At 68.3% G+C, this 21,341-nt stretch carries 17 protein-coding genes; 7 read left to right on the top strand and 10 right to left on the bottom strand.

What is annotated here, in order from left to right; all coding sequences use genetic code 11:
- Window positions 1–4: 4 nt before the first annotated feature.
- The 10 genes from ACWDU1_RS01925 to ACWDU1_RS01880 are packed head-to-tail and all read right to left on the bottom strand — an operon-like array spanning window position 5 to window position 11,859.
- Window positions 5–556: a nuclear transport factor 2 family protein gene (locus tag ACWDU1_RS01925; protein ID WP_449995044.1), complete on the bottom strand. Its 552-nt coding sequence runs from the start codon at window positions 554–556 to the stop codon at window positions 5–7.
- A 31-nt stretch (window positions 557–587) separates the two neighbouring features.
- Window positions 588–1,454: an SDR family NAD(P)-dependent oxidoreductase gene (locus ACWDU1_RS01920; protein WP_449995042.1), complete on the bottom strand. Its 867-nt coding sequence runs from the start codon at window positions 1,452–1,454 to the stop codon at window positions 588–590.
- An 11-nt stretch (window positions 1,455–1,465) separates the two neighbouring features.
- Window positions 1,466–1,999 (bottom strand): nuclear transport factor 2 family protein, encoded by a 534-nt coding sequence (locus tag ACWDU1_RS01915; protein WP_449995040.1) that lies wholly within the window; start codon window positions 1,997–1,999, stop codon window positions 1,466–1,468.
- 7 nt (window positions 2,000–2,006) lie between these two features.
- Window positions 2,007–3,443, bottom strand: coding sequence for an aldehyde dehydrogenase family protein (locus ACWDU1_RS01910; RefSeq protein WP_449995038.1), 1,437 nt, complete (start codon window positions 3,441–3,443; stop codon window positions 2,007–2,009).
- Window positions 3,443–5,149, bottom strand: coding sequence for a thiamine pyrophosphate-binding protein (locus tag ACWDU1_RS01905; RefSeq protein ID WP_449995036.1), 1,707 nt, complete (start codon window positions 5,147–5,149; stop codon window positions 3,443–3,445). The genes ACWDU1_RS01910 and ACWDU1_RS01905 overlap by 1 nt, the downstream gene beginning before the upstream one ends.
- Window positions 5,150–5,151: 2 nt before the next feature.
- Complete coding sequence (locus tag ACWDU1_RS01900) at window positions 5,152–6,066, bottom strand: SDR family NAD(P)-dependent oxidoreductase (protein ID WP_449995034.1); 915 nt, start codon at window positions 6,064–6,066, stop codon at window positions 5,152–5,154.
- 28 nt (window positions 6,067–6,094) lie between these two features.
- Window positions 6,095–7,918 carry a flavin-containing monooxygenase gene (locus ACWDU1_RS01895; protein WP_449995032.1) on the bottom strand — a complete coding sequence of 608 codons (1,824 nt, stop codon included), beginning with the start codon at window positions 7,916–7,918 and terminating at the stop codon, window positions 6,095–6,097.
- Between the two features lie 45 nt (window positions 7,919–7,963).
- Window positions 7,964–9,340, bottom strand: a complete 1,377-nt coding sequence (locus tag ACWDU1_RS01890; protein WP_449995030.1) for an aromatic ring-hydroxylating oxygenase subunit alpha — start codon at window positions 9,338–9,340, stop codon at window positions 7,964–7,966.
- Between the two features lie 58 nt (window positions 9,341–9,398).
- Complete coding sequence (locus tag ACWDU1_RS01885; protein ID WP_449995028.1) at window positions 9,399–10,244, bottom strand: SDR family NAD(P)-dependent oxidoreductase; 846 nt, start codon at window positions 10,242–10,244, stop codon at window positions 9,399–9,401.
- Between the two features lie 7 nt (window positions 10,245–10,251).
- Window positions 10,252–11,859 carry an SMP-30/gluconolactonase/LRE family protein gene (locus ACWDU1_RS01880; protein ID WP_449995026.1) on the bottom strand — a complete coding sequence of 536 codons (1,608 nt, stop codon included), beginning with the start codon at window positions 11,857–11,859 and terminating at the stop codon, window positions 10,252–10,254.
- 613 nt (window positions 11,860–12,472) lie between these two features.
- Between ACWDU1_RS01880 and ACWDU1_RS01875 the strand changes: the two genes are divergently transcribed.
- Genes ACWDU1_RS01875 through ACWDU1_RS01845 form a run of 7 tightly spaced genes read left to right on the top strand, consistent with a single transcriptional unit; the run spans window position 12,473 to window position 21,265 of the window.
- Window positions 12,473–14,050 (top strand): ABC transporter substrate-binding protein, encoded by a 1,578-nt coding sequence (locus ACWDU1_RS01875; RefSeq protein ID WP_449995024.1) that lies wholly within the window; start codon window positions 12,473–12,475, stop codon window positions 14,048–14,050.
- Complete coding sequence (locus ACWDU1_RS01870) at window positions 14,047–15,000, top strand: ABC transporter permease (RefSeq protein ID WP_449995022.1); 954 nt, start codon at window positions 14,047–14,049, stop codon at window positions 14,998–15,000. Before ACWDU1_RS01875 ends, ACWDU1_RS01870 begins: the two co-directional genes overlap by 4 nt.
- Window positions 15,000–15,872, top strand: a complete 873-nt coding sequence (locus ACWDU1_RS01865; RefSeq protein WP_449995020.1) for an ABC transporter permease — start codon at window positions 15,000–15,002, stop codon at window positions 15,870–15,872. Before ACWDU1_RS01870 ends, ACWDU1_RS01865 begins: the two co-directional genes overlap by 1 nt.
- Complete coding sequence (locus tag ACWDU1_RS01860) at window positions 15,869–17,626, top strand: ATP-binding cassette domain-containing protein (protein WP_449995018.1); 1,758 nt, start codon at window positions 15,869–15,871, stop codon at window positions 17,624–17,626. Before ACWDU1_RS01865 ends, ACWDU1_RS01860 begins: the two co-directional genes overlap by 4 nt.
- A gap of 32 nt (window positions 17,627–17,658) precedes the next feature.
- A complete protein-coding gene (locus ACWDU1_RS01855; protein ID WP_449995016.1) occupies window positions 17,659–18,666 on the top strand; it encodes a hypothetical protein in 1,008 nt (335 codons plus the stop codon).
- Window positions 18,667–18,698: 32 nt separating this feature from the next.
- Window positions 18,699–19,952, top strand: coding sequence for an acyl-CoA dehydrogenase family protein (locus ACWDU1_RS01850; RefSeq protein ID WP_449995014.1), 1,254 nt, complete (start codon window positions 18,699–18,701; stop codon window positions 19,950–19,952).
- A 5-nt stretch (window positions 19,953–19,957) separates the two neighbouring features.
- Window positions 19,958–21,265 (top strand): LLM class flavin-dependent oxidoreductase, encoded by a 1,308-nt coding sequence (locus tag ACWDU1_RS01845; protein WP_449995012.1) that lies wholly within the window; start codon window positions 19,958–19,960, stop codon window positions 21,263–21,265.
- Window positions 21,266–21,341 lie beyond the last annotated feature (76 nt).

Genomic DNA, 21,341 nt, shown 5'->3' with positions numbered 1-21,341 from the left:
CCTGTCAGCTGGGAATATTCGGCGCCCGCAGATTGCGCAGCGGACGGGCGTAGGACGGGTCGCCGGTACTGCGCGACGGGGTCCCGTTGGCGTACAGATCCACGACCCCGGCGAACGGGAGCGGCATGGTCGGGACCGTGCCGGACCATTCGATGACATTGGTCCGCAGCGCGATCCGCCATGATCCGTCCCGGCGTTGCAGCCGGTCGAGATAGCGGCCGCCGGCGAGCCAGTTGCTGTCGTCGCGGTTGCGGGCGGCGAACAGGTAGTAGGTCTCGGTGTGGGCGATATCGCCGTCGATATCGCAGGTGTGGTTGAGCAGGTTGTGGTGGGTGGCGATCTGACCCTGCTCGTGCATGGCGCAGGCCCAGTCGTAGAGGTCGGCGGGGCCGCCGACGAAATCGCCGGCGGCGATCTCCGCGTCCGGATGGAACGCCGACAGGAAGATCGCGCGGTCGAATCGGTCCATCCCGCGCGAGAAACGGATCAGGCAGTCGGCGATGTCCTGGCGGTCCAGCAGGACGGCCAGCCGGCCCTGGAGATCTGTGGTGGTCATGAGTTCCTCGGAATTCCGGCGTCGCCCGCGGTCACGGGATCGGCGCCCAGATCGGCGCGCCGCGGGTGGCCCGCAGCGAAGGGATCTCCCGGCCGTCGATATCGGTGATGCCGTAGTCGCGGCCCAGTTCGGCGGTGATGAAGGTGCCCCCGGTGCGGGACATGAGGGCGGGGTCGCCGGCCAGGGCCGCGATGACCCGGCCCGGGTACTCCGGGGAACAACCATCGGCCGGCGTGGTGGCCGCGGCCCCGGACAGGCCCGGAATCGTGGCGAGATTGCGTTCGGCGCGTTCGGTCAGGGTGAGGCCCTGCCACAGCGAGACCGAGGCGATGCCGAATGGTTTCAGCTCGACCGCCATATCGCGGGCCATCCGGTCGACCGCCGACTTCGCGGTGCCGAAAACCACCCCGTAGGTGTAGGCGACGCCGGTATAGCCATCGGATATCGCCACGATCAGCCCCGCTTTCTCCGGCACCATGAGCGGGGCGGCGTAGCGGGCGGCCACGAAGTTGGAACGGACACCGATATCGACCATCTCCCAGTTGGATACCGGTTTCTCCCAGAACGGCGCCGGATCGGTCAGATCCTCGGGGAGCGAGAAGGCGTTGTTGACCAGGATGTCCAGCCGGCCCTGCTCGGCGCCGACCCGGTCGAAGAGCGCGGCCACCTCGGCGTCGGCACCGTGGTCCACCCGGACCGCGATCCCGGTGCCGCCGCGGCGTCCGCATTCGGCGGCCGTCTCGACGATCGTGCCCGGTAACGGATGTTCCCCGGACCCGGTCGTTCGCCCGGTGACGTAGACCGTGGCGCCCTGTTCCGCCAGCGCCAGCGCGATCCCCTTGCCGATCCCGCGGCTGGCACCGGTGACCACGGCGACCCGGCCGGTCAGTGCACCCATCCCGGTACCACCTATTCGCCGAAGAACTGTTCGCTGTAGTCGCCGTGGGCCCGGCCGACGAACCGGTCGTCGCGTAGCGGCGCGCCGAGCACACCCTGTGACCAGTCCACCGATTCGCCCTGGTCCTGCGCCCAGTCGTAGAGCATGATCCGTTTGCCGATCCGCCAGCGCCCGTCCCGCCATTCGAAACGGTCGAGGTAGCGGCCGCCGAGCACCGAATCACGGTGCCCGGCGCCGGTGTCGAGCCGGTGGTAGGCGATGACCTGGGTTTCCGACAGTGCCACCGCACCCCGCAGATCGATGGAGGTCTGCCCCAGCAGATGCTGGGTCGCCACCACCGCCGGGGACCCGGGGATCACCCAGCTCAGGTACTGGTCGAAGGTGCCGTCGAAGATACCGAAATCCACGGTGGCGTCGGGCCAGAAGGCGTCCTTCACCAGGGTGGCGTCGCGGCGGTCCTCGCCCCGCGCGAGCGCGACGATCCGGTCCCGGATGCGGGCGTGGGCGAGAACGGTGGCGATCTCCTCGGTGGCCTCGTCGGTCATCGGGTCCCTAGGCCTGGGCCGCGTCGGGGGCGTAGCCCTGGATACCTTTGGTCTCCAGATACTCGTCGAAACCCGCTTCGCCCCATTCGCGGCCGTTACCGCTCTTCTTGTAGCCGCCGAACGGGGAGGCGAAATCGAAGCCGCCGTTGATGGCGATCGAACCCGCCCGCAGCCGCCGCGCGATGGCCCGCGCCTGGGCCAGGTCGCGGCCCGCGACGAATCCCGACAAGCCGTACTCGGTGTCGTTCGCGATCTCGATCGCGTCGTCGATATCGTCGTAGCCGATAATCGCCAGCACCGGTCCGAAGATCTCTTCGCGCGCGATGGTCATATCATTGGTGACCTCGGCGAATACGGTGGGTTTGACGTAGAAGCCCTTGTCGAGCCCGTCGGGACGCCCGGGACCGCCGGCCACCACGGTGGCGCCCTCCTCGATACCCTTCTCGATGAGTGCCTGGATCCGGTCCCATTGCGACCCCGCGACCACCGGTCCGATGGCGACCTCGCCGGTGGGGTCGCCGACGGTGACGCCCTCGGTGGCGGCCCGGGCCGCGGAAACCGCCTCGTCCATGCGGGCGGCGGGCACCAGCATGCGCGACGGGGCGCTGCAGGTCTGCCCGGAGTTGCCCATCATATCCGCGACGCCCTGGCCGACATTGGTGGCGAAATCCTCGTCGTCGAGGATGATGTTGGGGCCCTTGCCGCCGAGTTCCTGGGCCACCCGCTTCACGGTGGGGGCCGCGTTGCGCGCGATATCGATGCCGGCGCGGGTGGATCCGGTGAACGAGATCATATCCACGCCCGGATGGGAGGCCAGCGGGACACCGACGCTCGGCCCGTCGCCCTGGACGAGGTTGAAAACCCCGGCCGGGACGCCCGCGGCATCCAGCACCTCGGTGAAGATCTGGCCGGTGAACGGCGACCGTTCCGACGGTTTCAGGATCATGGTGCACCCGGTGGCCAGCGCCGGGAAGACCTTCACCGCGATCAGTGCCATCGGCCAGTTCCACGGCGTGATCAGGCCGCAGACCCCGATGGGTTCCTTCACGATCAGGGTCGCGCCCTGCTGTTCCTCGAACCGGAAGCTCTGCAGGACCTCGGTCGCCTTCTGGAGATGGCCGAGCACCAGGTCCACCTGAAAGCCGCCGGCGAGCGCACTCGGGGCGCCCATCTCCTCGGTGAGCGCGGCGGCGAGATCACCGGTGCGCTTCTGGTATTCCGCTCCGATGGCGCCGAACAGTTCGAGCCGGTCGGCGACCGCGGTCTGCGACCAGCGCGGGAACACCTCCCGGGCCGCCGCGACGGCCGCGTCCACATCCGCGGCCGACCCCTGGGCGACCGTCCCGCAGACCGCTTCGGTCGCTGGATTGATCACTTCGAAGGTCCGGTCGGCCGCGGGTTCGACCCACCGGCCGTCGATATAGAACTTCAGGTACTCGCGCATCACTGCATCCCTTCCGCGTACCAGGTGCGGAACTCGTCGTAGCTGGGCATTTCCTCGGAGTTCGCCTTCGGGTCGACCGCGACGTGGATGACGCCGGGCTTTCCGCTGGCGAAGGCGCGTTTGATCGCGGGCGCGATCTCGGCGTCGGTCTCGACGTATTCGCCGTAGCAGCCGAAACCTTCGCCGACCTTGTCGAGGCGGGTCTCCTTGCTCCAGTGCACCGCGGTTTCACGCGAGCCCTGGCCGAAGGTGCGTTTGTAGACGCCGACCTCGAGACCCCAGGCGTAATCCACGGCGACGACACAGACCAGCGGCAGATTGTGCCGGACCGCGGTTTCCAGTTCGGCGATCTGGAACTGGAACGAGGAGTCACCGGTGATCATCAGCACCGGGCGTTTACCGCCGTCGGCGATGGAGGCGCCCACCGCGTAGGGCAGGCCGGTGCCGAGATGGCCGAAGTTCTGGTTCCAGATCACATCGTGGGGTTTGCACTGGGTGTAGGTCCAGCCGAAGATCGTGGTCGCGCCGCCGTCGCGGACCAGGATGCCGTCGGTGGGGAAATCCTTGGTGGCCTCGACGACCAGGCGCGCGGGATGAACGGGGGTGCCGCCCGAGGGGGCGGTCTCGGCCAGTTCCCGCAACCGCGACGCGTCCTGCTCGATCCACTGGGCGAGTTCGGGAGTCGCGGAGCGCGGGGTGTTCTTCAGCGCTTCGCTCAACTGCGGAACGATCGCCCGCAGATCGCCGACCAGCGGTACGTCGATGGGCCGGTTGACGCCGATGGCGCTGGGGTCCTGTTCGATCAGGATCCAGTTCCGGTTCTCCTCACCGGCGACCCAGTGCCGGCCCTTGCCGTAATGCACCGGTTCGCCGAGCTCGGTACCGATGGCCAGGCACAGATCGGATTTCACCACCGCGTCCACCGCCGAGGGCGAGAAGCCGTAGGGGAAGGTGCGCTCCTCGAGGCCTTCGATGAAGGAGGTGCCGCCGGAGGTCTGGATGACGGGGCAGGCCATGAGATCGGCCAGCGCCTTCACCGAGGCTCCGGCCCGGGCGGTGTGCACGCCGTGTCCCACCAGCAGAATCGGCTGCTTCGCCTGCCGGATGAGGTCGGCGGCGGCATCGATGCGGTCCTGGCCCGCGGTCTGGCCCACCAGCCGGTACCGCTCGGGCGGCAGCGCGGCGGGCACGTCGAGTTCCTCCTGGATCACATGCGAGGGGTACTCGATGTAGACCGGGCCCGGTGTTCCCGACAGTGCCTTGCGCAGACCCTCCCGGATGACCTCGTCGGTCTGATCGGCGTATTCGATACTCGCCGCGTATTTCACCGACGGCTCGAACAGCCCGGACTGTTTGATGAACTGGATCCGCCCGCGGCGCACCCGCTGCTCGGTGATACGTGCGCGCTGCCCACCCAGGAAGATGACCGGGGAGTTCTCCACCAGGGCGCACATCATGGCGCCCGCCAGATTCGCCACGCCGGGGCCGAGGGTGCCGATGCACACCGCGGCCTTTCCGGTCATCCGGGAGACGGCCTCGGCCATGAACCCCGCGGATTCCTCGTGATGCGGGGCCACCACATTCCAGCCGCGTTCGTCCGCGAGGTGGAACAGGTGCACGAAATTCGGGTCCGGGATGCCGAAGATGGTGTTGATACCTTCGGCTTCGAAGAGATCCAGAATCCGTTCGTAGACTTTGACCGCCATACTCACTTTCCTCCCATGGCCATTGCGAAACTCCGACCGATATGGTCGCTGTGGGCCGACGGAACGACCGGCAGCAGCCATGAATCCTCGGTGTCACGTATTTCGTCGATACGGGCGCCGACGTCCTCGAGCGTCCATTCCTTCTGGTACACACCGGGGGTCTCGGCGATATAGGCCCGCGCCACCCGGCCCGCGAGCGCCACCAGCATTTCGCCGCTCACCGTGCACGATTCATGCGCCAGCCAGCCCACCGCCGGTGCGACCAGTTCCGGATCCATCGGCGGGTACTTCGAGGTATCGAGCCCGTCGGCGAGCCGGGTGACCGCCGCAGGCACGATCACATTGGATTTCACACCGAATTCGGCGCCCTCCAGGGCCACCACATTCGAGAGCCCGATGACGCCCGCCTTGGCGACGGCGTAATTCGCGACGTTCTGATTACCGTAGAGACCACCGATGGACGAGGTCAGCACGACCCGCCCGTAGCCCGCATCCCGCATCACCGGGAACGCCGCCCGCACCACGTGGAACGCACCCCGCAGATGCACGTCGAGCACGGAATCGAAATCCTCGTAGCTCATTTCGGTGAGCGGGGCGTACCGCACATTGCCCGCGTTGTGGACGACCACGTCGACACGACCGTAGGTATCGAGCGCCTTGGCGACGATCGCCTGCCCGCCTTCGGGGGTGGCCACCGAATCGGCACTGGCCACCGCCCGGCCGCCGGCGGCCACGATCTCATCGGCCACCGTCTGCGCGACTCCCACATCGGAGTCGCCGCCGGGAATACTGCCGCCCACATCGTTGACCACGACCGCGGCGCCGCGAGAGCCGAGCAGCAGGGCGTACGCACGCCCCAGACCGCGCCCGGCCCCCGTGATCACCACGACCCGCCCGTCGAACCGCATATCGGACAACGCTTCTCCTAACCTTCGCCGCGGCGAATCATTCGCCGAGCGCCAAGCCCTCCAGCTCGCCCGTTTCCCGCCAGCTCTGCAGAATGTCCTCGAGGGCGTAGAAGCCCGGCCAGTACGGTTCGCCGAGATGCGAGCGGATGTTCCGCTCGCCCTCGTTGTTGTAGTAACCGGGCGTGCATTCCCGCTGGAAGTTGCTGTTGTCGACCGCGGTCTCCTTGATGGTGGCGCACCACTGGTCGACGGCCTCGACGGTCGGCTCCACCGTGCGCGAACCGCGCTCCAGCGCCTGGCCGATGATGTAGGCGGCGTGGGTGGCCTGCTGGTCGAACATATCGGTGGTGCTCGCGGTGACCCCGCCCTGGATGAAGCCGGTGAAGAACAGGTTCGGGAATCCGTTGCTGGTCAGCCCGTGCAGGGTGCGGTAACCACCGGCCCAGTGCTCGTAGAGCGAGAGCCCGTCGCGGCCCGCGAAGGGGTGGATCCCGTAGCGGCGGTCGAGTTCGGTGGTGATCTCGAAACCGCTGGCGAAGATGATGCAGTCCACCTCGTGTTCCACCCCGGCGGCGATGATCCCCTTCGCGGTGATCCGCTCGACGCCTTTGGTGTCGGCGACATCCACCAGGGTCACATTGTCGCGGTTGAAGGTGGGCAGGTATTCGTCGTTGAAACAGGGCCGCTTGCACAGGAATCGGTAGTACGGCTTGAGGGCCGCCGCCGTGGCCGGGTCCGTGACGATCTCGTCCACCCGCTGCCGGACGCGCTCCATGGCCCGGTAGTCCTGGTTCTCCCGGATCTCCATGAACTTCTCCGGGGTGACCTCGGCCCAGAGATTGTTCTCGTCCAGATAGGACTGGACATTGCGGCTGACCTCGGTCCAGCCGTCGCACACCAGATCCGGCTGGCCGGGCGCGAACGCCTCGAAGGCAGCGGTATGGAAGTTGCGACGCCGCTGCAACTGCCAGCCCGGTTGCAGCGACTCCACCCATGCCGGATCGGTGGGGACGTTACCGCGTTCGTTGATATAGGACGGTGTGCGCTGGAAGACGTACAGATGCTCGGCCGACCGGGCGATATGCGGAATCACCTGGATACCGCTGGCGCCGGTGCCGATCACCGCGACCTTCTTGTCCTCGAGACCAGTGAGGCCGCCGTTCATATCGCCACCGGTGTACTCGTAGTCCCAGCGGGCCGAGTGGAACATATGGCCGGTGAAATCGCCGAGTCCGGGGATGCCGGGCAGCTTCGGCTTGTTGAAGGGGCCCTGCGCCATCACGATGAACCGGGCGCGGATATCGTCGTCGCGGTTGGTGCCGATCCGCCAGCGCTGGATGGCCTCGTCCCATTCCAGCGATTTCACCATCGTGGAGAAGACGGCCTTCTCGTACAGCCCGAAATGTTTGCCGATCCGCTGCGCGTGCTCGAAACATTCGTCGCCGCGCGCGTACTTCTGGGTCGGGATGTATCCGGTTTCCTCGAGCAGCGGCAGATAACAGTAGGCGTCGGAATCGCATTGGATGCCCGGATACCGGTTCCAGTACCAGGCACCTCCGAAATCACCGGCGAGCTCGATGATCCGGAAGTCCTCGACCCCGGCCTGGACGAGCCGCGCGCCGGAGGTGAGCCCGGCCCAGCCGCCGCCCAGGACCGCCACGTCGATATCCTCGGACAGCGGGTCGCGGGGGGCGGCCGGGGTGTAGGGGTCGCCTTCGAAGAAATCGGTGAACCCGTCCTCGGACGCCACGTACTGCTTCTGTCCCTCCGGACGCAGCCGCTTATCGCGTTCGGCCAGATATTTGGCCCGCAGCGCGGCCTGGTCGATTTCGGGGGTCTGCGTGGGTGCGCAGTTGTTCATGCGAATTCCTCGGTGGGATTGTGAGAGGGGCCGGCGGTGCCGGGGTCAGGTGAGGTCACGCGGTTCACCGGTGCCCATGTATTCGGCGAGGTTGTGGTGCAGGTTCACGACACTGCGCTCGCGGTAGGGGTTGGGTTTCGGGCCCGAGAAGCCGGCGGTTTTCATCCCCTGCTGGACCGCGGCCATATTGTCGAAGTCCTGCGGGAGCACGGTGCGCCAGCCCGGATCGTCCTGCGGCGTATGGACCCATTCCGTCTGCGGCGCTTCGCCTTCGGGGAACAGTTCGTAGACCGCGGCCTCGAAAATGCACTTGTCGGGGTCGTAACCGTAGGGCCGCGCGCTGTAGCAGAGCATATTGTTCACGGCGTGGCCGATCTGGAAGTTCGGGAAGATCTGCCAGGCGGTACCGGCGGCCGCCACATCGGCCGGGGTGACCGTCGGCCAGATGACACCGCGTTTCTCGTCGTCGGCACGAGCCGAGGCGAGCCAGTGCGCCATGACCTCCGGCCCCGGGGTGCCCTCGGGCAGTTCGTCGGTGAGCCGCCGCGCCGCCTCCACCATGGTCCAGGTGGTGTTGGTGTTGGCGTTCTCCCAGGTGAAGTTCTGCAACTCGATGGTGGATTTACGGGCGTCGGGGCCGTGGCCGAGGCGGATCTTGCCCTGACTCTCCTCCTGCCCCTTCGGCGCGTCGTAGCCGATATTGCTGTGTTTGCCCTGCGCCCGCGCCCACCCCAGGAACATGCCGAAGTTCATGAACTCCGGATGGGTGTAGGGCACGTGGTAGGTCTCCATGAAGGCCTCGAGCGCGACCTTCCAGTTGCAGTCGAACACCAGCCACCGGCGCCAGCGGTAACGCATGTTCTCCAGCTGGAAGGGATCGAGCAGCGATGCGGCGGGTTCCAGGTATTCCCGCAGGCTCTCGGTCGGGTTCGGATCCAGGTTGACGAAGATCCAGCCACCCCAGGTGTCGACCTGTACGTCGACGAGGCCGTCGCGGCCGTCGCTGAGCCCGCACGGCCAGTCCTCGCGTTCGGGCACGAAGGTGTTGCGGCCTTCGAGGTCGTAGCGCCAGCCGTGGAATCCGCAGACGAACTGTTTCTTCTGGCCGTGGGCGCTACGTTCCCCGGGCGGGGTGTCGACCAGGCGTCGGCCGCGGTGCGCGCACACATTGTGATAGGCGCGGATCTTGTCCGGTGCGGTACGCACGATGATGAGCGAATCGTCGAGGATCTCGTAGGTGAGGTAATCGCCCACCCGGGGGATCTCCTCGATCCGGCCGACCTGCTGCCACACCTTGCGCCACAGCTTGTCGCGTTCGGCCTTCACGTATTCGGGGCTCAGGTACGCCTCCACCCCGATGGTCTTCGGCGAGGACAGCGGTTCGGTGTTCGTGGCGGCGATATCGTCGACGGTCTCGCTCATGGCGTTCTCCCACCCCAGGTCCGGGGACAGTCGGTGTCGGTGCAATACATTTCGGTGGTCAGCTGGTGATGGCGGCCCGGAACCCCTCGTCCTTCAGGAACAGCGAGGTGTTGTCGGCGCCGAGATGCGTCCATTTCAGATTCAGCCCGCCGTCGACCAGGATCGTCTGCCCGGTGATGTAGGACGACAGCTGCGAGAGCAGGAACAGCACCGCGCCGGCCTGTTCCTCGGGCCGGCCTCGGCGGCCCATGGCGATGGCGGTGCGATCGCGATCCGGGTCCTCGTCCACATAGGTGCCCGAGGCCGGGGTCTCGGTGACACCGGGCGCGATCGCGTTCACCCGGATATCACTGAGCGCCAGTTCGACCGCGAGGGTGCGGGTCGCGGCGACCAGCGCGGCCTTGGCGGTGCCGTAGGCGATGTGGAACGGCGCGGTGTTCATCCCGCTGATGGAGGACAGCGAGACGATGGAACCCGACCGCCCCTGCTCTTTGATCTCCGCGGCCACCGCCTGGCTCATGAAGAACATCGATTCGAGGTTCTGGTGGAACAACGCCCGCCAGTCCTCGCGGGTTACCCGAGTGGCGGGCATCCAGGTGGCAGGGGCGGCCCCGCCGGCAATGTTGACCAGGCCGTAGAGCTCGCCGTCGGCCTGCCGGGCCGCCTCCAGAACTGTGGCGACTCCTTCGTCGGTGGAAGCGTCGGCCTGGACCGGGATCACCTTCAGGCCTTCACCCGCCAGCGGTTCCACATGTTTCGCCAGGTTCTCCGCGCCCCGGCTCACGCCGAGCACGGTGGCCCCGGCCCGGGCGACCAGACGGGTCACCGCGGTGCCGATACCGCCGCCGCCCGCACCGGACACGATCACCACGCGTCCGTCGAGCCCGAAGAAGTCGTTCGTCATGGATTTCTCACCCGTCCTTCCGGAACGCGAGCACACTGCCCTCGGCATCGGCGGCGATATAGAGGGTGCCGTCGGCGCCCGCGGTGATACCCGCGAACGGCCCCTGCGGGCCGGAGAACGGCGGCATACCCAGCAGTGGTTTCGGTGTCACTCCCGGGGGCGCGCCCACCGGCAGGTTCCAGGCCAGTACTTCGCGGGCCTTCGTATCCAGGTCGATAGAGACCAGATTCTTGGCCCCGGAGTCGACGACCAGCAGTTCGGAGCCGCGGACCAGGATGCCCTGCGGGGTGTCGAGACCGTCGACGACGGTGTCCACACCCGCCGGGGTGACCGAGACGATCCGGCCCGCACCGGATTCGGCGACCAGGCAGGTGCCCCCGGTGGTGAAGGCCACGCCGATCGGCTTGTCCAGACCCGAGGCCAGGACATCGGCTCCGCCGCCGCCGTTCACCCCGAGGACGCGGCCGGTGCCGAATTCCGTGGTCACGATGACCCCGCCCGGCCCGACCTCGATCCCGTAGAGCTGATCCAACGGCGCCTCGGCGCCCGCCAGGAATTCGCTCTCCCCGGCGGCGGGACGCCAGCGTGCGACCTGGCCGCCGGCGGTGGCGACCACGAATTCGCCCGGGCCGGTGGCGGTGGCGCCCCGGACGAAGCCCGGATAGCCCGGGCTGAACAGCATGCCCTGGGTTTCGAGTCCATCCGGGCCGACCGCGTAGAAGTAGGTGCCGTCGGCGACGAACAGCGTGCCGTCGGGCCCCACGGTCAGGTCCAGCGGCCAGTTCAGGCCGCCGGGCAGGGTGGTGCGGGTTTCGCCGCCGGACAGGATCTCGGTGATCTCACCGGTGAAGTTGGAGACGAACAGGCGCCCGTTCACCAGGGTGCAGTTGTCCAGACCGGGGTTCAGCTGGGCCAGCAGGGTTTTCTCTCCGTTGCGCGGATTGATCCGCAGCACCTGCCCGGAGGCCACCTGAGTGGAGACGATCCAGCCCTCGGAGTCGAACTTCACCGAATCCGGGACACCGAGGTCACCGGTCACGCGCTCGGGTTCGCCGCCGTCGGGATGGATCCGCCAGATCTCGTTGAGACCCATCACCGGGTAGTACAGCAATCCGTCCGGCCCGACCTCCATGGCATTGGGCTGCTCGATGTTCTCGAGCAGGATGCGGGGCGCGCCACCGTCGAGCGGCAGTTCCATGAGGCGCCCGCCCGGCCGGCATTCGTTGACGAACAACCGGCCCTGATACACCGTGATGCCGTTGGCGCTGGGCAGATCGGCGCGCAGCAGCCGGGTGGTGCCGTCGGCGTGCCGGGCGCTGACCCGGCCGTCCATCACCTCGGTGGCGTAGAGGGTGCCGTCGGGCGCGAAGGCGCAGTCGTCGGGGGCGATGATATCGCCGCCCTTGGCGCTGATGGTCTCGATCGCGCCGGTATCGATATCGAGGGCACTGATCTGACTCCCCGTGACCTGCGCGATGTAGATCCGGCCGTCCGGGCCGGTCCGTAGGCCGTTGGCTCCGAAGAGCCGGCTGGGAGCGGTGATCCGCCGCTGACTCCAGCCGGCCGCGAGACCGATAGCCTGACCGCCCTGAAAGCGCGCCTCTTGCTGCAACATTCCGACTGACTCCCAACCGACCCGGCCGATAGCGCTGATCCGCCTCGATGTCGAGGACTTGTAAGGAATCTAACGCTCCATCCAGGCAAGCGCAATAAGTATTGCAATCTTTGTAAGGATAGTACCGAGCATGGGGTATCCGCAGGGATGGGGCCGCTTTCGGTACCGCCGGGCGCATCCGACCGGCAACCTCGCCACGGCTAGGAGAATAGCATTCTCTAAAGAGGAAATGGTTGACTTCCGAGATACGTTCGGACGGGATCGCGCAGGTCAAACGCCGCGACCCGCGACGTCGCGACGAGGCCGCGCACGACGACCGGCCCCCTATTCGACAGCCACCGCCGCGGTCGTGATGATGAACCGGGTGTCGGACCCGAACCGCCGGCGACCGGCGTGACGGTGCGCCCGTTGACGGCACCGCCACAGCCCTTCCGGCGGTCCCGGTAGCCGGCGATCGCCACCCGGGCCCGCCGAAGCCGAACCGGGACCGTACATCCCGACTCCGGGAATCCGTCGCAAACTAATCACACTGAGCGAATGCCGTGAGCGCCGGGACACATCGTCCTATGTTTCTCCGTCGGAAGACTTCGGTGCCGACGAAAGCAAACGACCAGTGCGCAGGAACAAACGCAATGCCCTCATCGCGGCCGGACTGGCAGCCGTTGTCCTGCTCACCGGTTGCACGGGTGGCGGAAACGGCGCAGCGCCGACCGACGGTGGCGAACTCATCACCGGTTTGTATCTGGAGCCGCGCGGGCTCGATCCGCACCGGCAGACCTACTGGGAGACCTACCGCGTCTCCCGTCACATCTTCGAACCGCTGGTCGGGGAGGATCTGACCACCACCGACGGGGTCCCCGGGCTGGTGCCGGTGCTGGCCACCGAGTGGAGTCACAACGGTGACGGCCGGATCTGGAACTTCCGGCTCCGCGAGGGCGTCCGGTTCCACGACGGCACCCCCTTCGACGCGGCCGCGCTGCACAAGAACGTCCAGCGGGTATGGGATCGCGCCTACGGATTCTTCGACGAACAGAGCGCCGGCCGGGTGAAGGTCTGGTTCGGCAACCTGCGCGACGCCCATCCCACCGGCGACCACACCTACACCTTCGAATTCGACAAGCCGTTCCTCGGTTTCCCGCGCATCCTCGCCCAGTCGATGTACACGCTGCCGATCGGGAATCCGGCGGTGTGGGAGAAATTCGGCAACGACGAGTTCGCCCAGCACCCCGAGGGCACCGGGCCGTACCGTTTCGGCTCCCGCGCGATCGGCGACCGCATCGTGCTGCAGCGCAACCCGGACTACTGGGGTGAACGCCCCCGTTCGGACACTCTCACCTTCCGGATCATCCCCAACAACCAGACCCGGGTGGCTTCGCTGCGCAGCGGCGAGGTGGATCTGATCAGCTACGTCCCGCCCGACGATGTCGAAGGACTCGAGAACGCCGGCTTTCAGGTGCCCGAGGGCACGGGCGCCGAACTCGTCTACTTCTCGTTCAACCGCCGCAACCCCGTTTTCGACGACGACCGGGTGCGCCGCGCGCTGATCCACGGACTGAACCGGGAAGCGCTGGCGAAGGAAGTCTTCAACGGCTACGCCACCCCGCAGTACTCGTTCCTGCCGCCCGGCAACGAGGCCTACGATCCGGCGGTCCGCGATTTCCCTTACGACCCCGACCGTGCGCGGCAGCTGTTGTCGGAAGCCGGTTTCGGGCCCAGCGAGCTACGGTTCAACCTGGTCATCGACGTCGCCAACGAGAATCTCGGGCAATGGCTGCAGGCGCATCTGAAGGCCATCGGGGTCGAGGTGGATATCGTCAGCCTGGACCGGGTGAACTATTCGGCGCGGATCGTCACACCGCAGCCCGGCGACGGACTGAGCATCGACGAGTTCGGTGAGACCGACGCGGAATGGCTGTACAACGGCTACAACGGCCTGCGGAACCGCGGACTGGACCCGGCGAAGTATCCGGATGTGACGGCCGCGATCGAGACCGCGCTGCACACTCCCGACCCGGACGGCCGGATCCGGCTGTGGCAGCAGGCCGAGGAGAAGCTGCGCACCAACGCCCTGGTGATCCCGGTGGTGAACCAGAACCGCTTCTACGCGGCCGGGCCCAACGTCGAAGGCTTCGTATTCCCCGCCACCAACTGGTACGACCTCGCACCGGTGTGGCTCTCGGGTTCACGATGAGGTCGTTGCGCCGGCTCGGGTTCCGCCTCCTCAATATGCTGCCGATCCTGTTCCTGGTCTCGATACTGGCCTTCCTGCTCGGCGTGCTGACCCCGGGCGATCCGGTGGAAGCACAGTTCGCGTCCCGCTACACCCCCGAGCAACTGGACGAACTGCGGGCGACCTATGGGCTGGACCGACCGCTGTGGGAGCAGTATTTCGTCTGGCTGAAGAATCTCGCGGCCGACGGCGGCGGATTGTCGCTCGGTCTCGGCACTCCGGTGTTCGACATGCTGATCCCGCCCTTCCTCAACACGCTGATACTGACCGTGGCGGGCACCCTGGTGTGCCTGGTGTTCGGCACCCTGATCGGCGGGCTGGCCGGCGTCTACCACGACACCTGGATCGACCGCGCGGTGATGCTGGTGGCGCAGATCGGCAGCAATCTGTCGGTGTACTGGTTCGGGCTCGTGCTGATCAGTGTGTTCGCGCTGCAACTGGGCTGGCTGCCCGTGGGCGGGATGCAATCCCGGGGCGGCGGCGGATTCGGTGATCTGCTCCGGCATCTGGTGCTGCCCGCCGTATCGGCCGCGCTGATCTCCACTCTGGTGCTGGCCCGGTTCGTGCGGATCGGGGTGATCCGCGAAGCGGCCGGGGACTATGTGCGGACTTTCCGATCGCAGGGAGTCGCGTTACGGACGATCTACGGCCGCAACGTGTTCCGCAATATCGCGCCGAGCATCGTCAATGTCACCGGACTCGAGATCGGGACCCTCATCACCGGCGTGTTCTTCGTGGAGATCGTCTTCAACTGGCCCGGAATCGGCACCCAGCTGGTGAACGCGGTGAACGGTAAGGACTATCCGGTGATCCAGGGCGGCATCGTGCTGGTGGCACTGTGCTACCTACTGGTCAACCTGCTCACCGATATCGTCGTCGACGCCCTCGATCCACGACTGCGGGGGGCCTGATGGTGTTCGCTCTCCCCCGGGCCTCGGTGCTCGCCGCCGGGCCCCGCCGGCGATACAGCGCCCAGTTCGTCGCCGCCGTGGCCGCGATCGGCGTCGTGGTACTCCTCTCCTTGCTCGCGCCCCTGATCGCGCCCTACGATCCGCTCGCGACCGATCCCGCCGCCAAATTCCTCCCGCCCGGCAGCGGCGGTCATCTGCTCGGCACCGACGATCTCGGCCGGGATCTGCTGAGCCGGGTGCTGTGGGGCGGCCGGACCTCCCTGCTGCTGGCCGTGGTCTCGGTGGCCGGGGCCACCGCGCTGGGTTCGGTGGCGGGACTGCTCGCCGGGTTCGCCGGCCCCCGGGTGAGTGGGCTGGTGATGCGGATGGTGGATATGCTCTTCGCTTTTCCGGTCGTGCTGGTCGCGGTCGCGCTGGCGGCGCTGTTGCGGCCCGGAGCGGTGGTCGTGGTGGTGGCGATCGTGTTCCACGTCGTCCCCTACGTCACCCGAGTGGTGTTCGCGGAGGTGAAACAGCACACGCGGCGCGAATACGTGGAGGCGGCGACCGCGCTCGGCGCGACCCGCTGGTCATTGATGGTGCGTGAGGTACTGCCGAATGTGCGCGGGCAGATCGTGGTCTACGGGACCGGTCTGGTCGCCGCGATGGTGGTGTTCTCCGCGAGTCTCAGCGCGGTCGGGATCGGTGTGCAGCCGCCCACCCCGGACTGGGGCCAGATGATCGCCTCCGGCGCGAAAGTCCTGCTCTCCGGCCATATGTATGTGGCGGTGATCCCGGGCATCACGGTGGCGCTGGTCGCCCTCGCCTTCAACTGGCTCGGTGACGCCCTGCACGATCTGTCCGACCCCCGGACTCGGGGCGGGCGCCGATGACCGCCCTGTCCACCCACGACCCCGATATCCGGCGGCCGGCCCCGGCCGGGCCCACGGTGCTCGAGGTCGTGGATCTGAGCATCGGGTTTCCCGGTGACGGTACCGGCGAGCCGACCGTCTCGGGGCTGTCCTTCGCACTGGCCGCCGGTGAAGTGCTCACCCTGGTCGGGGAATCCGGCTCCGGCAAGAGCCTCACCGCGGCCGCGGTGATAGGCCTGCTGCCTCGCGGGGCCCGCGTCCTGGGCGGCACGGTGCGCTTGCGCTCCGGCAGCGGCCCGGCGGTCGATCTCACCTCGCTGCCGGAACGGAAACTCACCCGCTACCGGGGCACCGGTATCGGCATGGTGTTCCAGAACCCGCTGGGCGCACTCGATCCCGCGCACCGCATCGCCGCGCAGCTCGACGAAGTCCTGGTCCGGCACCGCCCGGATACGACCCGGGCCGCACGCCGCGAACTGGCGACGGATTGGCTCACCAAGGTCGGTTTCGACAACCCGGAACGGGTAGCGGGGTCCTATCCGCACGAACTGAGTGGCGGTATGCGTCAGCGGGTCGCGGTGGCATTGGCGGCCCTGTCCGAACCCGCGGTCCTCATCGCCGATGAGCCGACCACCGCCCTGGATACCGTTGTGCAGCGCCAGATCCTGGATCTGCTGCGCGATATCACCCGCAGTACCGGATCCGCCCTCCTGTTGATCACCCACGATTTCGATGTGGTGGCCCATATGGCCGACAGCGTCGTGGTGCTCTCGCGCGGACGCGCTGTCGAACAGGGCTCACGCGATACCGTGCTCACCGCGCCCGCGCACCCCTACACCCGGGAGTTGCTCGCCGCGGTCCCGCGGCTGGGTAAGCGGGCGGCGCTACCGCGGTGGCACGGCCCCCGGAGCCTGTCGCCGGCCGCCTCCGCGCCGGAGACTGCCACGCCACCGGCCCGCAACGAGGCGGCAGCACCGTTGCTGCGACTGGAATCGGTGACCAAACGTTTCACAGTCGGCGGATTCGGCACCGGCCTCGCCAAACGCGACCATCTCGCTGTCGACGGAGTGTCCCTCGCGATCCGTCCCGGCGAGATCTACGGTCTCATCGGACCCTCCGGTTCCGGGAAATCCACACTCGGGCGGGTGATGGGCGGGCTGCTGCCCGCTACCGCCGGCACGGTCGTCTTCGACGGCGCCCGGATCGACGGCACACCATCCGCCGGCCTGCGTGACCTGCGGGCGCGGTTGCAGTACGTCTTCCAGGACCCCGTCGGTTCACTCAACCCGGGCGTTCGGGTCGGCGAACAGATCGCCCGGCCGCTGCGCCGGTTCGGCCGGGTCCGCTCCCGCGCGGCGGCGGCGGAGGCGGTCGCCCGGGCGCTCGACCTCGTCGGCCTGCCGGCCGAATTCGCCGCCCGGTACCCGCACGCGCTGTCGGGTGGTCAGGCACAGCGGGTGTGTCTCGCCCGGGCGCTGGCGCTGGAACCGGAGGTTCTGATACTCGACGAGCCGACCTCCTCGCTGGACGTCTCCACCCAGGCCGAGATCATCGATCTCCTGCTGGGACTGCGGGAACGGCTGAATCTCACCTGTGTGTTCGTCGGGCACGACCTGGGTCTCGTCGAATGGGTCAGCGACCGGATCGGCGTCCTCTCCGGCGGCCGGCTGGTCGACGAGTTCCGCACCGAGCATCTCTACGACGCCGCCCGCTCGTCCGCGACACGGGCCCTGCTCGACGCCGACCTCGGCCCGACGAAAGCGCTGCGCTCATGACTCCTCCGTATTCCGGCGTCCCCGTGTCGGCGGTGGCATTCACCACTGCCGAGGTGGTGGCGATCCTGGACGACGCGCGGCTGCGGGAGGTCTGGTCCGGCCATCCCGCCGCGTTCGCGGTGGTCGGGATCGACCGCCTCGCCGGTCCCGGCGCCACTCCGGCCGCGACCGATCTCGACCCCAGCCTGCTGGCGACCGCCTTGGCCTCCTACGGCGGCCCGGCGGTGGTCCTCGCCGCGACGGCGCATATCGATCTGCCCTACAACCTGGCCCGCCGGGCACTGTCGGTGGACCACCTCACCCGCGGCCGGTCCGGAGTGCTGCTGGGCAGCCGCGACCCGCGCGGCCGTACCGAGAAGGCCTGGAGCGGGGCCGGGCTGGGCAGGACGGCCGAACTCGGGCCGGATACCGCCGCCGATACCGCCCGCGCGATCGCCGGCCTGTGGCAGAGCTGGCCGGCGGACAGCGTCGTCGGGGACAAGGAATCCGGGATCCTGGTGCGTTCGGAACGGATCCGGCGGGTCGATCACCGCGGTGCCGCCGTGACCGCCGGACCGCTGAGTATCCCCGGCTCACTCCAGGGCACACCGGTACTGGCCTGGTACGAGCCGGATCCGGCGGCCGGAATCCGCGGCGTCGAAGTGTACGACCTGACCGTGCTGGGTGGTTTCCCCGATCGCGCTGCCGTGGCCGCCGCGGTTTCGCACCACCGAGAAGCGGAGTCCGGCACCGGGGCGAACCGTGCGGGAGCCCGGCCGGTGCTGGCCGAGGTACCTGCCCACGATCCCGCATCCGCCGCCGCACTACTCGCCGCCGGAGCCTACGGAATCCTGCTGCGCACCGCGGTCGGCGACGACCCCACCGCCACCGCCGCGACCCTGCTGCGGACCGCCGCCGATCTCGTCTCCACCCCGGGTTCCGCGTTCCGCGCCGATCCTCACACGACCCTGCGAGACACCCTGGGCCTGCCGCCGCCCGCCGATCTGCTGACCGCTGCCGCGCCGGCGTTCGCCGCGCCGTCCACCGGGGTCTATCGCTGACCGCCGATCCATCCGCCGAAGAAAGGACCCCCATGGCAGCCCCCACCACGGCCGATCTCCGGTCACTGCTGGCCCGTCCGGAGGCCGGCTACGACGCGCTCGCCGCCACCTACCGACCGCATTTCGATCGCATCGCCGCGGGCAACGCGGACCGCGAACGCGCGCGCGAGTTCCCGTTCGAGCAAGTGCGGCTGCTGGTGGACGCGGGGTTCTCCCGGTTGCGAATTCCCCGCGCCTTCGGCGGCGACGGCGCCACCCTGCAACAGGTGTTCCTGCTCCTCGCCGACCTCGGCGCCGCCGACCCGAATATCGCCCATGTCTTCCGCAACCATCTCGCGTTCGTGGAGGACAGGCTCAACTCCCCGGACCATCCGGCCACCGAGGTCTGGCTCGAGCGTTTCCGGCGCGGCGATTTCGTCGGCGGTGGCTGGACCGAGGCGAACAACGCGAAGTTCGGCGATATCGGCACCCGGCTCACGACCACCGCCGGAGTCACCCGGCTGACCGGGAACAAGTACTACGCCACCGGCAGCCTCTACGCGGACTGGCTCGATGTGATCGGCCGCGACGAGGACGACCGGCTCGTCACCGCGCTCGTGGCGCGCGAACAGGACGGCGTCACCCTCACCGACGACTGGGAGGGCTTCGGACAGCAGACCACCGCCAGCGGGTCGGCCCGCTACCGCGACGCGGTGGTCGACGAACACGGGCTCTTCCCGGCCGAGGAGCGGTTCGCGTATCAGGGGCTCTTCTATCAGACCGCCCTGCTCGCGGTGCTGGTCGGAATTGCGCGGGCGGCTTTCCGCGACGGTACGGAGGCGCTGCGCCGGCGGACCCGCAACTACCCGCTGGGCATCGACGAGGTCCCGGCCCGGGATGCCCTGCTGCAACAGCGGATCGGCCTGCTGGCCACCCGGGTGTTCCAGGCCGAGGCCGCACTCGAGAAACAGTCCGCGACCCTGGACGCCGTCGCCACGGCCCACCTGCGCGGCGACGAACAGGCCGAGAAGGACGCGCTCGTCGAAGCCACCGTACGCACCCACGAGGCGCAGACGGTGATCGTGGAATCCGCGCTGGAGGTGACCGCCGCGGTCTTCGATGCCCTCGGCGCCTCCGCGACCGCGGTCTCCGCGGGACTGGACCGGCATTGGCGCAACGCCCGGACCCTGTCCTCCCATAATCCACGCATCTTCAAGGAGCGGGTGCTCGGCGACTACTACGTCAACGGCACCCCGCCGCCGGGCGGTTCGAACACCTTCCTGCGCCCGCAGGGCCAGGGCGCGTAACCGCCATGACCGAACCCCGTTCCGGCCACGTGCTGCTCGGCGTGAATGTGCTCGTCTACGGCTATATTCCGGCGGCCTGGCGCTCGCCGCTGCTCGGCACCCTGGATTTCGTCTCCGCGCAGTACTGGGAGCGGATCGGCCGGCTGGCCGAACGCGCCCGCCTCGACGCGGTGTTCCTCGCCGACGGGCTCGGCCTCGGCGACCCCGCCTACGACGCCAACCCCATCCGGCTCGATCCGCATATCATCTGGACCCACGTCGCCCGGGCCACCGAACACGTGGGTCTCATCGCCACCGCCTCCACCACCTTCAACGATCCCGTCGACCTCGCCGCCCGCATCCTCACCCTCGACCACCTGTCGCACGGCCGCGCCGGCTGGAACCTGGTGACCACCCGCGACGACCGCTCCGCGGCCAACTTCGGGCTCGAGCGGGTCGTACCGCGCACCCAGCGTTACGAACGCGCGGCCGAATTCGCCGCCCTGTCGCGCGCCCTGTGGTCGGCGGCCGGCACCGGCGAGCGGGTCCGCCATCACGGCGCCTTCTTCGACTACGAGGGCGATTTCCGCGCGCCCGCCTCCCCGCAGGGCCTGCCGGTGCTGTTCCAGGCCGGTGGTTCGCCCGGCGGCCGCGATCTCGCCTCCCGCTACGCCGACGGTGTGTTCACCGCCGAGATCACTCCGGAAACCGCCCGCGCCCACTACCGCACGGTCAAAGACGGTGCCGTGCGCGCCGGCCGCGCGGCCGGCGAGGTCGCCATCATGCCCGGTCTGCTGCTGACCCTGGGCTCCACCGAAGAAGAGGCTCGCCGCCGGGTCGACGACCTGTACGAATCCAGCCCCGCCGCCTATTCGGCGGCATGGCTGTCGCATGCCATCGGAGTCGATGTCTCCGCACTCGACCTCGACGAGCCCTTCCCCGACGCGGTGCTGCGCGGCCCGGCCGACCCGGACCTGTTCACCGGCAGTATCGGATTCCGCGAATCCATTCTCGAGCAGATCCGCCAGACCCGGCCCACCGTGCGCGAATACCTGCGCCAGACGCGCTATTCCGGTTCCGGGCACGGCGGCTTCGTGGGCACGCCGGAACAACTGGCCGACCGGATCGAGCACTGGTACCGCACCTACGCGTGCGACGGTTTCAACCTGCAACCGGATATCCTGCTCGACAGTCTGGAAGTGATCGCCGACGAAGTGGTCCCGCTCCTGCGCGCCCGCGGCCTGTTCCGCGACGACTACGAATCCACCACCTTGCGCGGCAACCTCACCGCCGCCGGGTCCCGGGGTCTCACGGTGCGAGGTGCGCAGTCGTGATCGCGGGCCACCGCGATACTTTGTGCGCGCCGTAGCCGCCCCGGGCACCCGCTCGAATCCGGCCGTCCCGCCCCCG

This window comes from Nocardia sp. NPDC003345 (assembly GCF_053589395.1).
This window is presented reverse-complemented; position numbering and strand designations above follow the sequence as displayed.

Bases quoted from the DNA above. Each gene is read 5' to 3' on its own strand.
- ACWDU1_RS01850 (WP_449995014.1), top strand. From the start codon at position 18,699: ATGGCAGCCCCCACCACGGCCGATCTCCGGTCACTGCTGGCCCGTCCG.
- ACWDU1_RS01870 (WP_449995022.1), top strand. From the start codon at position 14,047: ATGAGGTCGTTGCGCCGGCTCGGGTTCCGCCTCCTCAATATGCTGCCG.
- ACWDU1_RS01895 (WP_449995032.1), bottom strand. From the start codon at position 7,918: ATGAACAACTGCGCACCCACGCAGACCCCCGAAATCGACCAGGCCGCG.
- ACWDU1_RS01880 (WP_449995026.1), bottom strand. From the start codon at position 11,859: ATGTTGCAGCAAGAGGCGCGCTTTCAGGGCGGTCAGGCTATCGGTCTC.
- ACWDU1_RS01860 (WP_449995018.1), top strand. From the start codon at position 15,869: ATGACCGCCCTGTCCACCCACGACCCCGATATCCGGCGGCCGGCCCCG.
- ACWDU1_RS01910 (WP_449995038.1), bottom strand. From the start codon at position 3,443: ATGCGCGAGTACCTGAAGTTCTATATCGACGGCCGGTGGGTCGAACCC.
- ACWDU1_RS01915 (WP_449995040.1), bottom strand. From the start codon at position 1,999: ATGACCGACGAGGCCACCGAGGAGATCGCCACCGTTCTCGCCCACGCC.
- ACWDU1_RS01920 (WP_449995042.1), bottom strand. From the start codon at position 1,454: ATGGGTGCACTGACCGGCCGGGTCGCCGTGGTCACCGGTGCCAGCCGC.
- ACWDU1_RS01905 (WP_449995036.1), bottom strand. From the start codon at position 5,149: ATGGCGGTCAAAGTCTACGAACGGATTCTGGATCTCTTCGAAGCCGAA.
- ACWDU1_RS01865 (WP_449995020.1), top strand. From the start codon at position 15,000: ATGGTGTTCGCTCTCCCCCGGGCCTCGGTGCTCGCCGCCGGGCCCCGC.
- ACWDU1_RS01925 (WP_449995044.1), bottom strand. From the start codon at position 556: ATGACCACCACAGATCTCCAGGGCCGGCTGGCCGTCCTGCTGGACCGC.
- ACWDU1_RS01845 (WP_449995012.1), top strand. From the start codon at position 19,958: ATGACCGAACCCCGTTCCGGCCACGTGCTGCTCGGCGTGAATGTGCTC.
- ACWDU1_RS01890 (WP_449995030.1), bottom strand. From the start codon at position 9,340: ATGAGCGAGACCGTCGACGATATCGCCGCCACGAACACCGAACCGCTG.
- ACWDU1_RS01885 (WP_449995028.1), bottom strand. From the start codon at position 10,244: ATGACGAACGACTTCTTCGGGCTCGACGGACGCGTGGTGATCGTGTCC.